The sequence below is a fragment of the Trabulsiella odontotermitis genome (assembly GCF_030053895.1).
GTDB classification, from domain to species: Bacteria; Pseudomonadota; Gammaproteobacteria; order Enterobacterales; family Enterobacteriaceae; genus Trabulsiella; species Trabulsiella odontotermitis_C.
The window spans coordinates 2,273,523-2,288,191 of sequence record NZ_CP125781.1 but is presented as its reverse complement, the minus strand read 5'-3'; the positions used below and the strand labels follow the sequence as shown (position 1 = coordinate 2,288,191).

The 14,669-nt window shown below is 55.9% G+C and carries 15 protein-coding genes; 6 read left to right on the top strand and 9 right to left on the bottom strand.

The features are described from left to right. Positions 1-54 precede the first annotated feature (54 nt). Positions 55-588: a GNAT family N-acetyltransferase gene (locus QMG90_RS10940; protein ID WP_283283824.1), complete on the bottom strand. Its 534-nt coding sequence runs from the start codon at positions 586-588 to the stop codon at positions 55-57. Then, positions 563-880: a type II toxin-antitoxin system TacA family antitoxin gene (locus QMG90_RS10935; RefSeq protein WP_430381689.1), complete on the bottom strand. Its 318-nt coding sequence runs from the start codon at positions 878-880 to the stop codon at positions 563-565. Before QMG90_RS10935 ends, QMG90_RS10940 begins: the two co-directional genes overlap by 26 nt. Before the next feature lie 245 nt (positions 881-1,125). On the opposite strand from QMG90_RS10935, the gene QMG90_RS10930 reads away from it, so the two are divergent. From QMG90_RS10930 to QMG90_RS10920, 3 genes are read left to right on the top strand one after another with little or no spacing between them, the layout of a single operon-like run. Further along, a complete protein-coding gene (locus QMG90_RS10930; RefSeq protein ID WP_283283822.1) occupies positions 1,126-2,523 on the top strand; it encodes a cytochrome ubiquinol oxidase subunit I in 1,398 nt (465 codons plus the stop codon). Beyond that, on the top strand, positions 2,523-3,533 hold the full coding sequence (gene cydB, locus QMG90_RS10925) for a cytochrome d ubiquinol oxidase subunit II (RefSeq protein ID WP_283283821.1): 1,011 nt from the start codon (positions 2,523-2,525) through the stop codon (positions 3,531-3,533). The genes QMG90_RS10930 and cydB overlap by 1 nt, the downstream gene beginning before the upstream one ends. Next, entirely contained in the window at positions 3,533-3,658 is a 126-nt protein-coding gene (locus tag QMG90_RS10920) for a DUF2474 domain-containing protein (protein ID WP_283283820.1), read from the top strand. Before cydB ends, QMG90_RS10920 begins: the two co-directional genes overlap by 1 nt. Positions 3,659-3,692: 34 nt before the next feature. Here QMG90_RS10920 and QMG90_RS10915 read toward each other — a convergent pair whose 3' ends face one another. Further along, complete coding sequence (locus tag QMG90_RS10915) at positions 3,693-5,654, bottom strand: peptidase U32 family protein (protein ID WP_283283939.1); 1,962 nt, start codon at positions 5,652-5,654, stop codon at positions 3,693-3,695. A gap of 140 nt (positions 5,655-5,794) precedes the next feature. On the opposite strand from QMG90_RS10915, the gene QMG90_RS10910 reads away from it, so the two are divergent. Further along, a complete protein-coding gene (locus tag QMG90_RS10910) occupies positions 5,795-6,958 on the top strand; it encodes a benzoate/H(+) symporter BenE family transporter (RefSeq protein WP_283283819.1) in 1,164 nt (387 codons plus the stop codon). Here QMG90_RS10910 and QMG90_RS10905 read toward each other — a convergent pair. Continuing rightward, positions 6,938-7,810, bottom strand: coding sequence for a helix-turn-helix transcriptional regulator (locus QMG90_RS10905; protein ID WP_283283818.1), 873 nt, complete (start codon positions 7,808-7,810; stop codon positions 6,938-6,940). The genes QMG90_RS10910 and QMG90_RS10905 overlap by 21 nt on opposite strands. 183 nt (positions 7,811-7,993) lie before the next feature. Between QMG90_RS10905 and QMG90_RS10900 the strand changes: the two genes are divergently transcribed. Continuing rightward, positions 7,994-8,902: a DMT family transporter gene (locus QMG90_RS10900; protein ID WP_283283817.1), complete on the top strand. Its 909-nt coding sequence runs from the start codon at positions 7,994-7,996 to the stop codon at positions 8,900-8,902. Between the two features lie 36 nt (positions 8,903-8,938). On the opposite strand, the gene QMG90_RS10895 is transcribed toward QMG90_RS10900, so the two are convergent. Both QMG90_RS10895 and tehB read right to left on the bottom strand, forming a co-directional pair. After that, the gene (locus QMG90_RS10895) at positions 8,939-9,607 is read right to left on the bottom strand and encodes a DUF3313 domain-containing protein (protein WP_283283816.1); all 669 of its coding nucleotides are present in this window, start codon (positions 9,605-9,607) and stop codon (positions 8,939-8,941) included. 133 nt (positions 9,608-9,740) lie between these two features. Then, entirely contained in the window at positions 9,741-10,334 is a 594-nt protein-coding gene (gene tehB, locus QMG90_RS10890) for a tellurite resistance methyltransferase TehB (RefSeq protein ID WP_283283815.1), read from the bottom strand. A 121-nt stretch (positions 10,335-10,455) separates the two neighbouring features. Here tehB and ydcK point away from each other — a divergent pair, with 121 nt between their 5' ends. Further along, positions 10,456-11,385 carry a YdcK family protein gene (gene ydcK, locus QMG90_RS10885; protein ID WP_283283814.1) on the top strand — a complete coding sequence of 310 codons (930 nt, stop codon included), beginning with the start codon at positions 10,456-10,458 and terminating at the stop codon, positions 11,383-11,385. On the opposite strand, the gene rimL is transcribed toward ydcK, so the two are convergent. The 3 genes from rimL to QMG90_RS10870 form a co-directional block, all read right to left on the bottom strand. Then, a complete protein-coding gene (gene rimL, locus QMG90_RS10880) occupies positions 11,386-11,934 on the bottom strand; it encodes a 50S ribosomal protein L7/L12-serine acetyltransferase (RefSeq protein WP_283283813.1) in 549 nt (182 codons plus the stop codon). It lies immediately after the preceding gene. A 60-nt stretch (positions 11,935-11,994) separates the two neighbouring features. Next, positions 11,995-13,650 (bottom strand): glucan biosynthesis protein D, encoded by a 1,656-nt coding sequence (locus tag QMG90_RS10875; RefSeq protein ID WP_283283812.1) that lies wholly within the window; start codon positions 13,648-13,650, stop codon positions 11,995-11,997. Between the two features lie 241 nt (positions 13,651-13,891). Next, positions 13,892-14,665, bottom strand: coding sequence for an ABC transporter substrate-binding protein (locus QMG90_RS10870; RefSeq protein ID WP_283283811.1), 774 nt, complete (start codon positions 14,663-14,665; stop codon positions 13,892-13,894). Positions 14,666-14,669: the final 4 nt, after the last annotated feature.

Sequence of the window (14,669 nt, the reverse complement as noted above, 5' to 3'; positions counted from 1 at the left end):
AGCGGAGAATGAGCGTGCCGCCCGACAATGATCCTGGTCGGGCGAATGGCACTATCAGGCAGCGAGAATATGCTGAATGGCCAGAAAAAGCGGAATGGTATCGGATGCGCCGGGTTGCTCTGAAAGCGGAGCAAAACCCAGCCGGGCATAAAAGTTGATGGCTTCAGGCGCGGCATCGAGATAAACCCCTTTCAATGGCAGCGACTGATGAATCAGTTTAATTTGGCGGAAAAAATCGCTCAGGAGATCCAGCCCGAAGCCCCGCCGCTGCACTTTCTGCGCTACGCCCAGCATGACCAGACGCACGACGCCAACGTCACCCGGCAATGAGCCGGATAACGCTGCCGCCAGTCTGTCCCGATCCAGAGAATACGCAGTAAAAGTACAACACCCCAACAGCTCGCCAGAATGCCCGTCAATGAGCGCTCTGGCGGCGCAGTTGCCCTCTTTCACATTCTTTTTTAGCGAATTACGCACAAAATGGTTGATGGCGACATTGCCGCAATCAAAATGCTTTTGCCCCGGATAAGTGATATCCGCCTGATACGCGCAAAGCAAAATATCACTCTCTTCCTGATTTTTTCCCATTGGTTTCCCTCCGCATTAATGCCTGAAGCGCCAGCGTCGGTGCTGCTGGTTCGGACAGCAACTGATTCAGCTGTTGCCAGCTTTCTGCTGACAGCTGGCGGCGCCGTTGATTGTCGAGCACGCTTTCGGCACGTTCCAGTGCCGCGCCAAGAATAAAAGCGCTGAGATCCAGTCCCGTCGCCGCCGCCGCCTCACGAAGCACGTCTTTGATGTCGGCGCTGGTTTTCAGCTCTACTCTGGCATTTTTCGCGTTGCGCGGTTCATCTGAAAATGTCGCGACTTTAGCCATAATGACCTCTCATTTTTCCTCCTTCAGAAAAACAGGTACGGCTGATAGCCGTATGAAGAAAATCTACGCCACTCTTTTTCCGACGTCAATCAGTACGGCTTACAGCCGTATAAACCAGGAATTGTGCCCGATGGCAAAACATAACAGTTGTGGAACTGTTATCAATTAATATCACTGTACTGTTTCTGCCATTGCGATGTGTCAGATCCTAAAATTGCGCTGAATCAATTTACTCTGCGGAGTTGTGCATGTTCGGTCTTGATGCGTTTCATCTGGCAAGAGTCCAGTTTGCGTTCACAGTTTCCTTCCACATTATCTTTCCTGCTATCACTATCGGCCTTGCCAGTTATCTGGCGGTGCTTGAAGGGTTGTGGCTGAAAACTAAAAATCCGGTATGGCGCTCGCTGTACCATTTCTGGTCGAAAATCTTTGCCGTTAACTTCGGCATGGGCGTGGTGTCTGGTCTGGTAATGGCTTATCAGTTCGGTACCAACTGGAGTGGGTTTTCACAGTTTGCGGGCAGCATTACCGGCCCGCTACTGACTTATGAAGTGCTGACAGCGTTCTTCCTCGAAGCTGGTTTTCTCGGCGTGATGCTGTTCGGCTGGCATAAGGTCGGCCCCGGACTGCACTTTTTCTCCACCTGCATGGTGGCGTTGGGCACCATTATTTCCACCTTCTGGATCCTCGCGTCAAACAGCTGGATGCAGACGCCGCAAGGGTTTGCCATCGTCAACGGCCAGGTGGTGCCGGTCGACTGGTTCGCGGTGGTGTTTAATCCGTCATTCCCGTACCGCCTGCTGCATATGTCCACAGCGGCGTTTCTGAGCAGCGCGCTGTTTGTTGCCGCATCGGCGGCCTGGCATCTGTTGCGTGGTAATAATACGCCCGCCATCCGCGCGATGTTCTCCATGGCTTTGTGGATGACGCTGATTGTCGCACCGTTGCAGGCCTTGATTGGCGATATGCATGGTCTGAATACGCTTGAGCATCAGCCAGCCAAAATCGCCGCGATTGAAGGGCACTGGGAAAACGTGCCGGGCGAGCCGACGCCGCTGCTGCTGTTTGGCTGGCCGGATATGGCTCAGGAGCGCACCCGTTACGGACTGGAAATCCCTGCCCTCGGCAGCCTGATCCTCACCCACAGTCTGGATAAGCAGGTTCCGGCGCTCAAAGAATTTCCCAGAGAGGATCGCCCCAATTCCACCATCGTGTTCTGGTCGTTCCGCATCATGGTCGGGCTTGGCATGTTAATGATCCTGCTCGGTATTACGGCGCTGTGGCTGCGTAAAAAACAGCGGCTGTACCTCTCGCGCCCGTTCCTGCGCTTTGCGCTGTGGATGGGGCCGTCGGGGCTGATTGCGATCCTCGCCGGATGGGTCACCACGGAGGTGGGCCGTCAACCGTGGGTGGTTTACGGGTTGCAGCGCACCGCTGATGCGGTCTCGGCGCATGGCGACCTGCAAATGAGCGTCAGCCTGCTCACGTTTATTGTGGTCTACAGCGCTGTGTTTGGCGTTGGCTACAGCTACATGATCCGCCTGATCCGCAAAGGGCCGCAGGATAACGACCCGGACACCTCCGGCACCCCGGCGCGCCCGCTTTCTGCTGTTGTTGAATCCTTTCCTGCTGAGGAGCACCGCTGATGGGCATCGATCTTTCTGTTATCTGGTTTGTGATCATCGTCTTCGCCACCCTGATGTATATCGTGATGGACGGGTTTGATCTCGGTATCGGCGTGCTCTTTCCGCTGACGCGTGACCCGGAAGATCGTGATGTAATGGTCAACAGTGTCGCGCCAGTGTGGGATGGCAACGAAACCTGGCTGGTGCTCGGTGGCGCCGGGCTGTTCGGTGCCTTTCCGCTGGCCTACGCGGTGATTGTCGATGCGCTGACCATTCCACTGACGCTGATGTTAATCGGCCTGATCTTCCGTGGCGTGGCTTTTGAGTTTCGTTTCAAAGCCACGCCGTCACACCGCCCGTTCTGGGATAAGGCGTTTATCGGCGGCTCCCTGCTCGCCACCTTCAGCCAGGGCGTGGTGGTTGGGGCGGTGCTGAACGGCTTTTCGGTGACTGATCGCGCGTATACCGGCGGCCCGCTGGACTGGCTGACGCCGTTTTCCCTGTTTTGTGGTGTGGGTCTGGTGATTGCCTATGCCCTGCTCGGCGCCACCTGGCTGGTGATGAAAAGCGAAAATCCATTACAGGCGAAAATGCGCGGTGCGGCGAAAAAGTTACTGCTGGCGCTACTGGCAGTGATCGCCATCATCAGCCTCTGGACGCCACTGACGCACAGCGCAATTGCCGCGCGCTGGTTCAGCCTGCCGAATCTTTTCTTTCTTGCCCCCGTGCCGCTGCTGGTGATTACCCTGAGCGTCTGGCTGTGGCGCGAGCTGGCAAACCCGGCGCATCACGCGTCGCCGTTTTTACTGACGCTGGGGCTGATTTTCCTTGGCTTTAGCGGACTGGGTATCAGTATCTGGCCGCACTTGATCCCGCCGGACATCACGCTCTGGCAGGCCGCTGCACCGCCGCAAAGTCAGGGTTTTATGCTGGTCGGCGCACTGCTGATCATCCCGATAATCCTCGTTTACACCGTCTGGAGTTACTACGTGTTTCGCGGAAAAGTACAGCATGGAGAGGGGTATCACTGATGCAGCAAACTTTACTGAAACGGCTGTTGTGGCTGGTTATTTTATGGGGCGGGAGCGTGCTGGCGCTGGCGATTGTCGGGGCGGGTTTTCGTCTGCTGATGACGGCGGCCGGGTTTACATCCTGAACAGCAGGGGGAGAATTCCCCCTGCTCTTATCGTTTAGCGCTTGCGCTTCGGCAGGGTTTTCATCAACTCATCAGGGCTGACGGAGGCCACAATACTGCCCGGCTGCGGCAGTTTCAGGATGTGGTTTTTGATTTTTCCCACCACATGCATTTCACATGGACGGCAGTCAAAGCGCAGGGTTAATACTTCGTCACCATGCACCAGTTGCATCGGTGTCGCACGCCAGCTCTTGATATTCCCTTTCGCCTGTTTCGGGCACAAGTTGAAAGCAAACCGCAGACAGTGTTTGGTGATCATCACCGGCACGTCGCCCTTCTCTTCATGAGCTTCATACGCCGCGTCAATCAGTTGCACGCCATAGCGATGATAAAACGCACGCGCTTTGTGGTTGTAGACGTTGGCAAGGAAACTAAGATGGGTTTCCGGAAAGACCGGCGGCGGCACAGAGACCGGCTTGCGGCTGCCACGCTGATAGCTTGCCAGACGCGCCTCGTCGAGTTTTTCCACCGTTTCGCGGCGCAACTGATTCAGCAGGCTGTTCGGCACAAACAGCGCGCCCGGCATCGTAATGCGGATGTCCCGGGCGTAGTAGATCGATTGCCCCAGTTTCGCCACACCATCATGCAGGCTGTTCATCGCTTTTTCGGCGTTGGTCGCCTCGTCAAAATTGCCGTCAAGCGTATGCGTCACGCTGACACCCTCTTCGCTGGTCAGCGTCAGGATCAACTGTTCCTGCCAGCCGCCGAGCTCAATATCCACCGCCACGCGGCGCTCACTGGACGTTTTCAGCAACGCCTGCTGCCAGTTGTGGTCGAGGTTGCGGTTCAGCGCCTGATGCGGACGCGCTTTGTGCAGATCAGCAGGCATTTCGTTCGGCCACACGCGATAACGGTTTTCGCCGGTCTTTTCCACCGTATTGGCGCGGAAACCGACGATTTCGCGTTTGATCATCACATTAAGCCCGTCGCCGTTGGCCAACGGCTCTGTCACTTCAACGTCGAGGTGATCTTTCGCCACCTTCAACACTTCACCCACCGGCAGGCCGATAAACTTCGGCGAATCAAAGGCACCGATGTCCCCTTTCCGGGCATTAACAAAGTAATCTGTGCTGCCGCGATGGAAGGTCTTGTCAGTCGACGGAATAAAGAAATGCTCCGTACGCCCGGCGGAGGCGCGCGCCAGATCGCCGCGATCTTCAATAATGGCGTCCAGCATCTGTCGATAATGCGCGGTGATGTTTTTCACGTAGCTCATGTCTTTGTAACGCCCTTCGATTTTGAATGAGCGCACACCGGCGTCGATCAGCGCGCCAAGGTTGGCGGACTGGTCGTTGTCTTTCATCGACAACAGGTGTTTTTCAAACGACACCACGCGCCCCTGATCATCCTTTAAGGTATAGGGCAAGCGGCAGGCCTGCGAGCAGTCGCCGCGGTTGGCGCTGCGCCCGGTCTGGGCATGAGAAATGTAGCACTGACCGGAATAGGCCACGCACAACGCGCCGTGAATAAAGAACTCAATAGTGGCATCGGTCGCGGCGTGAATGGCGTGGATTTGCTCCAGGTTCAGCTCGCGCGCCAGCACGATTTGCGTGAAGCCGACATCAGCGAGGAATTTCGCTTTTTCGACGCTGCGGATATCGCACTGAGTGCTGGCATGGAGTTCGATGGGCGGAATATCAAGTTCGAGGATCCCCATATCCTGCACGATCAGCGCATCCACGCCCGTCTGGTAGAGATCAGTGATCAGCCGCTGCGCGGGCTCCAGTTCATCATCATGAAGAATGGTGTTCAGGGTAACGAACACCTTCGCGCCATAGCGATGCGCAAACGGCACCAGATCAGCGATATCGTGCAGGCTGTTGCTGGCGTTATGGCGGGCGCCAAACCCCGGCCCGCCGATGTAGACGGCGTCTGCGCCATGAAGAATAGCTTCGCGAGCGATTGTCGCATCGCGGGCGGGGCTGAGCAGTTCAAGATGAGAGGTTTGCAGGCGCATGTAATCGTCGTTATCCGTCAGGTTCGAAATGGCGGCTATTGTAGTCAGAACCGCGCCCGGACGAAAACTTTTTCCATCGTTGCGATAGTTACGGACAATGTTACATTGCAACGGACGTTATAACACATAAGGAGTTATTTATGCGCAGCGCGCTTCCCTTTCCCACGTTGATGTCCGGCTTCGTCGCGGTGCTGGTCGGATATGCCAGTTCAGCTGCAATTATCTGGCAGGCGGCCGCAGCCGCCCAGGCCACGCCGACGCAAATCGCCGGCTGGATGACTGCGCTGGGTCTGGCGATGGGGATCAGCACGCTGGCGCTGACCTTATGGCGCAAAGCGCCGGTGCTGACCGCCTGGTCCACGCCCGGTGCCGCACTGCTGGTGAGCGGATTAGAGCATGTCACGCTGGCGCAGGCTGTCGGAGTGTTTGTCTTCGCCAATGCGCTGATCGTGCTGTGCGGTGTCACCGGACTGTTTGCGCGTTTGATGAAAATAATTCCTCATTCACTGGCGGCGGCGATGCTCGCCGGGATCCTGTTGCGTTTCGGTCTGCAGGCGTTTGTCAGCCTGCAACAACACCTTCTGCTGTGCGGCAGTATGCTGCTGGCGTGGCTGGTAGTAAAAGCGTTCGCCCCGCGCTATGCGGTGACCGCCGCGCTGATAGCGGGCTGCGCTGTGGCGCTGCTGCGAGATGAAATCGCCGCTGCACCACTCTCTTTCGCCGTGGTAGTCCCTGAATTTATTGCGCCGCAGTTTACGCCGTCGCTGCTGATTAGCGTCGGGATCCCCTTCTTTCTGGTGACGATGGCCTCACAGAACGCCCCCGGATTTGCCACGCTACAGGCGGGCGGTTATCCGGTGCCGGTCTCGCCGCTGATTATCTTTACCGGCGGTCTGGCGCTGCTGCTGTCGCCATTTGGCGTTTATTCCATTTGTATTGCAGCCATCACCGCCGCCATTTGTCAGAGCCCGGATGCACACCCCGATCCCAAAGAGCGCTGGCGCGCCTCGGCAACGGCGGGCGTGTTTTATCTGCTGGCAGGGATATTTGGCGGATCGATTACCGCGCTGATGGGGGCACTGCCGATGGCGTGGATCCAGATGCTGGCCGGGCTGGCGCTACTCAGCACGCTCAGCGGCAGTCTGGTGCAGGCGCTGGCGCAGGAAAACGAGCGCGACGCGGCGATTGTCACCTTTCTGGTGACTGCCAGCGGCATGACGCTTATCGGGATCGGTTCGGCCTTCTGGGGATTGTTATTCGGCGGACTGTGCTACGCCGTGCTGTCATTGCGCCGCCGCGCGTAGTTGCGACGGGGTTTTGCCGGTCGCGCTGCGAAAGCGGTTGCTGAAATGGCTGGCGGAGCTGAACCCGCAGGCCAGGGCGATCTCCGTCAGCGACATCGCCGAATAGCGCACCAGTTCCTTCGCCTTTTCCATACGCCGCTGCATCACATACTGATGCGGCGCCATCTGCATCGACTGGCGGAACATCCGCGCGAAATGATATTCGCTGAGCGCCGCTTCCTGCGCCAGCGCCGCGAGGGTCAGCGGTTGTGACAGGTTCTCTTCGATATACGCCAGCGTATTGCGCAGCACAAACGGCGCCAGCCCGCCGGTCACCGTTGGCAGACGCCATTGCACGCTGGAATAGTGCTGGATCAGGTGGGTCAGCAACAGCGTACTGGCGCTGCTGAGCGTTAACTGATTCGCCTGTTGTTGCCAGTCGCAGCCGAGCAGAAACTGACGATAAACCGCGGTGATTCTGGCGTCGTCGGCGAAAATTTTCTCATCCAGGGTCAGTACCGCCGGGCTGCGATCCCAGATTTTCTCGGCCGTGTCGCGCAGGTGTTCATCCGTGCAATACAGATGCACAAACGACAGATCGTCGCGAATGTCCCACGTTGTTTCGCCCTCTTTCGGCATCAGACAAAAACGGTCCGGGCCGCCGCCGTTTTTCCAGCCTCCTGGCGTTTTTTGATAGCTTTCGTAGCCGTCTGCCACATACAAACTCAGGGTGTGATGATCGCTTTTCACCGTGACGGTGTCGTGCTTGTTGTACCAGGACGCCAGTTGAATGCCAGAGTTCAGCGACACCGTATCCCGCAGGACGGCGTTCTGTTTACACAGCGTTTCGAAGGTACTGTAAGCGTGAGACATGGCAACCGTTAAATCGATGGATCAGAGCTCCAGTCTATGAAGAGTCCGCGTCCGATGCCAGCGTTGTGAGCGGTGTCTGGCAGAAAAACCGCAAGAATATGCAAGTCAGACGCAAGCGAATGACAGCGCATTTGCACGTTATTCGTCAGACTGGAGGCAGGTTGTGACACGAGAGAATAAAAAATGAACGTCTTATTGTATGCGCTGGTCGTGGTTATCTGGGGAACGACGTGGATTGCCATTTTTCTGCAACAAGGGCCGGTGCCTGCACCGGTGTCGATCTTCTGGCGCTTTGCGGTCGCCAGCATCACCATGCTGGTGGTGCTGATCGCCCTGCGCCGTCTGCGTCGTCTGAGCTTTCGCGATCATCTCTTTTGCCTGCTACAAGGATGCTGCGTGTTTTGCTTTAACTTCTGGTGTTTTTATACCGCGGCGGCGTACATCAATACCGGTCTGGAATCGGTGATTTTCTCCATGGCGGTGTTGTTCAACGCCATCAATAGCTTTCTGTTTTTTCGCCAGCAACCGCCAGGGCGCTTTTATCTGGCGGCGCTGCTGGGGCTGACCGGTATTGTGACGCTGTTCTGGGACGATCTACTTGCAAGCGGCGTTAATACCTCTTTGCTGTTCGGCATCGGACTGAGCGCGCTGGGGACGTACGGTTTTTCGCTCGGCAATATGTTGAGCCTGCGCCACCAGCGTCGCGGTCTGGAAACGCTGACCACCAATAGCTGGGCGATGTTGTATGGCACGCTGGTAATGGGGGCGATTGCCCTGTTCCGTGGCGATGACTTTACGCCGCAGTGGACGCTCAGCTATATGGGCGCGCTGTTGTATCTGGCGCTGCTGGGATCGGTGGTCGCCTTTGGCGCCTATTTCACGCTGGTCGGGCGCATCGGTGCCAGCAATGCCGCCTACAGCACCCTGCTGTTCCCGCTGGTGGCGCTGACCATTTCGACGTTTTACGAGGGATATGTCTGGCATCTGAACGCCGTTGTTGGCCTGGCGTTAATTCTGGTGGGCAATCTGGTGATGTTTGCCAGACCGGAAACCTGGTTTCGCCCGCGGGGGTTGCGCGGTAAAACCGCCTGAAAAATGAGGCGCCATCAGAAGATGGCGCCTGTGGTCTTATTTCTGGTTTGGATCGAATTTCACTGCATCGATGGCCATATCGTCGATCACCTGTTTCAGCGTATCGACAGTCATCGGCGTGTTTTCGTTCGCCAGCTCTTTCCCTTCGCCTTTGCGTACCACTTTAATCACCGGCTTATTGGTTTTCGCGTCGATCAACTCCCCTTCAAAATAGAGGCTGGTGTCCATCGTGCGATGACCGGTTGCCATTTGGGTTCCCGCCACAACCATCGCGACAGGAATGACTTCATAGAACTGCAGCCCTTCTTTGCTGGAATCCACACCGGTAATGGCACCACGGAAAATCAGACTGCGCGGCCCGGCCGTTGTCGCCAGCGGTTTACGCTCGGCGATCGCCTGTTTCAGTTGTGTGTTGGTGTAATTACGGATTTGATCCAGCGCTTTCTGAGCAATCTGCGTGTTCGGTTTCGGCACCGGATAATAAACGATCGGGTTAAAGACCACGTTGTCGTAATTAGCAGGGTTGTAATCAGGGTCGATCCAGCGTAATTCCGGTTTACCGGAAGCGGAGGTCGTCTCTTTCAGATTTGAGTAGTCTTTTAAAAAGCCGGAATACTTATCAGGCTGCGCAATTTTTGAAGCACAACCCGTTAACGCCATCATGGCCGTAATAACGGCCACGCTAAATAACGCTTTAGTACGCATGTAGGAATCCCTTTAAATGCATGAGTGCAAGGTAGTTATAGCAAACGTCGGTGGGGTTTGTTGTGGCAATAAACGGGGAAGATCAAAATATCGAAAAAAAGAAAGCCCATCGTCAGATGGGCTGAATGGCCGGTTACGCCGGTTTGCGCGCCAGCATGGTGGCAAAGCGCAGCTTAATACGATTACCGTTAGCATCAGTGCGGTGTAATTCGCCGACCTCTTCGTTGTATTTGAGCAATTCCCAGCCAGTATAATAATTGCTCAGCTCACGCGGTTTAAAAGCAAACGGAAAACCCACGGTGCAGGGATAATCGTCCGTATCCATTGCTGCCACAATCAGGTTATATCCACCGGCCCTGGTACAGCGCTGCATATTATCAATAAGCCCTGGAATGGTGCTCGCTTCCAGAAACATCAGCACTACCGTCGAGAGAATAAAATCATATTCCCCGTGAAAGCTAAGGCTATTAAGATCCTGAATCGCGGTACGGAGATTATTCAGCCCCTCTTCCTGACGAATGGTTTCCAGATTATTAATGCTCATCGGATTTTTATCCCATGCGGTGACATCAAACCCGTTGGCCGCCAGATAAAGACTGTTGCGCCCGTTGCCGCAGCCCAGATCGAGCGTTTTGCCCGGCGGGATGATCGTTGCGGCGTGCAGTACTTCAGAGTGCGTTTTCGTCAGGCCGTACTTATCAGTAAAGTAGTTTTCGTCACAGGTCATGGTTAATCCTTTCTTTCTAATTTTAAGTGTCGTTTTAAGATGCATTTTAAAGGAACCTTCAAAACCACGCTACGAAGATCTTTGCTACGTTTATGTTAACCGACAGTGACGAGCAACCACGATGAACAAATACTGCCTCAGCAAAGAAACCCGCCAGCATCATTACCCGGAAAACGGGGAAAACCGCACCGTGACGCTGCGCCAGATTGTCGCCCTGTGCGATTTTGCTGACGTGACCGCCGGAACCACAGGCGGCTGGATAGACAACGAATCCGCGCTCAGTCAGCAGGGTAATTGCTGGATCTACAATAGCGACAGCGTGGTGTTTGCCGGGGCGCGTATTGAAGATAACGCCCGCCTGCTCGACACCTGTTCCGTCAGCCATTTGGCACTCATCAGTGACAACGTCACCATTCAGGCCTCGCAGATCCGTGGTGAATGTCATCTCTTCGGCGACGCCTGTGTACTGCAGCACTGCGAGATTATTGCCGCCCGAGGGCTGACACCGGATGCGGAAAAAATACTGCAAATCTACGAGCACGCCATCGTCAGCCGTTCGCGGATTGTGCATCAGGCGCAGATTTATGGCGAGGTTTTCGTTAATCAGGCGTTTGTCGAACACCGCGCGGAGATATTCGGCAGCGCGCGCATTGAAGGTAATGAAGAAAATAACGTCTGGATCTGCGACTGCGCCAGCGTTTCTGGTCATGCGCGGATCATCGCCGGTCGCGGCGAGGATGCGATCCCCACCCTGCGCTACGGCGCGGTCGTGACCGACGACGCGGTGGTGGAAGGAAATTGCGTGCTGAAACAACGCGTACGGATCTGCGGTCACGCCTGGTTACAGGGCGGCCCGTTGCTGCTGGATGATAATGTCGTCGTTCACGGACGGGCGCGCATTCGCGGCGATGTGATTATTGAGCACGACGTCGACATCAGCGGCGATGCGGTTATTGAAACCTTCGATGACGAGCAGATCCACCTGCGCGGGCAAAAAGTGATTGGCGGCGACCAGCGCATCACGCGCACGCCGCTGTTGGGATCACTTTGATCAGGGATCAATAATCCGCGCGTAAATGTTCTGGTCGTGGTATTCGCCGTTAAGGAATTCCGCTTGCTTCAGGCAGCCTTCCAGTGCAAACCCGTTGCGTTGCGCCACCCGGTTACTCGGCACATTCGCCACCCGGCATTTGATGACGAACCGCCGCACGTCGCCACGCTGGCTGTAGAAATGAATAAACGCCTGTAGCGCCTGCGACAGAATTCCCTGCCCCTGATGCGCCTCATCCAGCCAGTAGCCGATATACCCCGTTTTATTCAGCGGCTCAATCTGATTGAACGACAACACCCCCACCATTTCTTCACCGTCAAAGATCAAAAACATTTTGGCGTAGCCGCGTTGATGCAGCATGACATTTCCCTGTGCATGCTGGCGCGAGGCGTTTTCGTCGGTGACGTCTTTGACCCAGTTCAGGGAATGTTGCAGCCACGCCTGATTTTTCAGCACTAACTGATGCAGTTCCGGCACAAAACGCTCGTCGATCGCGCGCAGCGACAGCCGGTCATTGACGGGGATAAAAATATCGGGGGTTGTCGCCATCGGCACTCCCTTTCGCAATCATCAGGTACCCCGCCAACAGGTCTGGCGGGGCGCGGTGGGTTAACGCATCACGCGATCATCAACATAGTTGCGCTTGTCCGGCGCAGGCGGGAAATACTGATACAGCCAGGTTTCGCTGATCGCCTCGCCCTGACAGCGCAGGAACATACGCATTTCCACCGGCTCGGTGGAATCGGACGTGGGATACCAGTCAAACAGAATGCGATAACCATCGAACGGCTGTACATAGAGAATTTCGACCTGTTTCGCTTCGCCGCTGGAGAGCGTGATCACCGGTTCGATGCCCTTCGGCGCGGAAGCATTGAGATCGCCGCCAACGAAGTCGATGGCAAAGCGACGCGCCCATTTGTCCGGGAAGTGTTCGCCCGGCGCCCAGCCTTCCGGGAAACCGCCCATGCCGGTGCGGGTCGCCAGCACACGCGCCAGCGGGGAACGTACCGGCGGCATCGCGCTCCAGTAAAGGCGATATTTGAAGTCCAGTTCGTCGCCCGCTTTCACCGGTTTTTCCGGCTGCCAGAAGCAGACAATGTTATCCAGCGTCTCCCCGGTGGTCGGGATCTCCATCAGCGAGACAGCCCCTTTGCCCCACGCGTTGCGCGGTTCAACCCACAGGCTCGGACGCTTGTTGTACCAGCCCATCACATCCTGATAGTGGCTGAAATCGCGATCAAGCTGCAACAGGCCAAACCCTTTGGGGTTTTTATCCTGAAAAGCGTTGAACTGCAGTTTTTGCGGGTTGTTCAGCGGGCGGCAGATCCACTCGCCGTTACCGCGCCACATCGCCAGGCGGTCAGAGTCGTGGATTTGCGGGTGGATGGTGTCGCAGGTACGACGTTCGTTATTGCCGCAACTGAACATACTGGTCATCGGCGCGATGCCGAGCTGTTTGATGTCTTTGCGTGCATAAACGTGGTTTTCGACGTCCATGATCACCTGGCTCTCTTCACAGTTGATCACGAATTTATATGCCCCGGTGACGCTCGGGCTGTCGAGCAGCGCATAGACGGTAAACGTGGTGGCACCCGGTTTGACGGTTTCAAACCAGAACGAAGTGAAATCCGGGAACTCTTCCGGCGTGTCCGTAAAGGTATCTACCGCCAGACCGCGGGCAGACAAACCATATTGATACGTGCTGTCAACGGCGCGGAAATAGCTGGCGCCGAGAAACGAGACAATGTCACGACGGGCCAGTTCCGGCGCTTTAAAGGCGCGGAAGCCGGCGAAGCCGAGGTCGGTCTGCCCTTCCAGTTGTTTCGTATCAACACCGGCGTCGTTGTACTGGAACAATTCAGGGCGGAAATGAATTTCACGCGCCTGCTGGGTCTGCGAATCCAGCGAGAACATGCGCACGCGACGACGGAAGCCCATGCCGACATGGAAGAACTGGACATCCAGCTTGCGGGCTTCAACGTTATTCCACAGCGATTGCGCAGCGTCGTACTGAATGCTGTTATAGGCCTGCGGTGTCATGGTGGCCAGCGTTTCCGGCAGCGCGCGTGGCGGCCCGCCCCACGGCTGACGCGACAGATCATGCGCCATCGATTGCAGTACATTGTAATCAAAACGACGCGTCTGACCGTCGGCGATATCCGACTCTTCAGCCCAGGCGGCGTTGGTGAAAAGAGAAGCGACTCCGGAGGTGCCCGCAACAGCGGCCACAGCCATGGAAGATTTTAAAAAACGTCTGCGATTCATGCCTGAGAAAGCGTCCTTTTATCATGTTAATTGATGCGCAACGGCAGCAAACAGATGCGTCGTGAATGTCGCTCACTCTAGACAAAATTGATTAATAATCCAATTGTTGGCGGCAGAAAAAGCGCGCAAAGCCGGAAAAAATTTCTGTCGACCGGAATCAGCCGAAACGAAGGTAAATTTATGTATAAAAAAACCCCTGCCTGACATCATCAGCAGGGGTCAAAGCCGTAGCACAGCATTATTATTTTACGCTGACGTCGATACCCGGGAAGTATTTAGCCGCCAGCGTAGTGATCGTTCCGTCGGCACGAACTTTATCAATTGCCGCGTTGAGCTGTGCTTTCGTTGCATCGTCACCCTGACGCAGGCCAAAACCGATTCCGCTACCAAGAATGGTGTCATCCGATACCGGCTTGCCGATGAATCCGAATCCCTTCCCCTGGGGTTTACTGAGGAACCCCGCCTGTCCTGCGGCAGACATCACCAGCGAGGCGTCAATCCTGCCATTCAGCAAATCTGCCCACGCCATGTTCTGATCTTTGTATGACACCACCGTGACGCCGTGTTTTTCCCAGTGTTCTTTGGCATAGGTTTCCTGAATCGATCCCTGCAACACGCCGATGGTTTTGCCCTTCAGCCCTTCCGGCGTCGCTTCCATGCCGTCACCGGCTTTACCGACCAGTTGCGACGGAATACGGTAGATAGGTTGCGTGAAATCGATGCTCTTGCGCCGCTGTTCGGTGATGTTCATCGCCGAGTTAATGGCGTCGAATTTTTTCGCCACCAGCCCCGGGATCAGCGCATCAAAAGACGATTCCACCCAGCTGCATTTCAGCGAAGCGGCCTGACAAATGGCTTTGCCAAGCTCAATATCAAACCCTTCCAGCTCCCCGGCCGCGTTTTTGCTCTCAAACGGCGGGTACTCCGCTTCCACGCCATAACGCAGCTCAGTAGCGGCAAACGACGAGTAAACGCTGAACATCCCCAGAACAAGTAAAAGTGCTTTGATCTTCATGGCT

Excerpts from the sequence above, each read along its gene's own strand:
- QMG90_RS10940 (WP_283283824.1), bottom strand. The coding sequence starts at position 588 with ATGGGAAAAAATCAGGAAGAGAGTGATATTTTGCTTTGCGCGTATCAG.
- ydcK (WP_283283814.1), top strand. The coding sequence starts at position 10,456 with ATGAACAAATACTGCCTCAGCAAAGAAACCCGCCAGCATCATTACCCG.
- QMG90_RS10915 (WP_283283939.1), bottom strand. The coding sequence starts at position 5,654 with ATGCGCCTGCAAACCTCTCATCTTGAACTGCTCAGCCCCGCCCGCGAT.
- QMG90_RS10875 (WP_283283812.1), bottom strand. The coding sequence starts at position 13,650 with ATGAATCGCAGACGTTTTTTAAAATCTTCCATGGCTGTGGCCGCTGTT.
- QMG90_RS10900 (WP_283283817.1), top strand. The coding sequence starts at position 7,994 with ATGAACGTCTTATTGTATGCGCTGGTCGTGGTTATCTGGGGAACGACG.
- QMG90_RS10910 (WP_283283819.1), top strand. The coding sequence starts at position 5,795 with ATGCGCAGCGCGCTTCCCTTTCCCACGTTGATGTCCGGCTTCGTCGCG.
- QMG90_RS10895 (WP_283283816.1), bottom strand. The coding sequence starts at position 9,607 with ATGCGTACTAAAGCGTTATTTAGCGTGGCCGTTATTACGGCCATGATG.
- rimL (WP_283283813.1), bottom strand. The coding sequence starts at position 11,934 with ATGGCGACAACCCCCGATATTTTTATCCCCGTCAATGACCGGCTGTCG.
- QMG90_RS10905 (WP_283283818.1), bottom strand. The coding sequence starts at position 7,810 with ATGTCTCACGCTTACAGTACCTTCGAAACGCTGTGTAAACAGAACGCC.
- QMG90_RS10930 (WP_283283822.1), top strand. The coding sequence starts at position 1,126 with ATGTTCGGTCTTGATGCGTTTCATCTGGCAAGAGTCCAGTTTGCGTTC.
- cydB (WP_283283821.1), top strand. The coding sequence starts at position 2,523 with ATGGGCATCGATCTTTCTGTTATCTGGTTTGTGATCATCGTCTTCGCC.
- tehB (WP_283283815.1), bottom strand. The coding sequence starts at position 10,334 with ATGACCTGTGACGAAAACTACTTTACTGATAAGTACGGCCTGACGAAA.
- QMG90_RS10920 (WP_283283820.1), top strand. The coding sequence starts at position 3,533 with ATGCAGCAAACTTTACTGAAACGGCTGTTGTGGCTGGTTATTTTATGG.
- QMG90_RS10870 (WP_283283811.1), bottom strand. The coding sequence starts at position 14,665 with ATGAAGATCAAAGCACTTTTACTTGTTCTGGGGATGTTCAGCGTTTAC.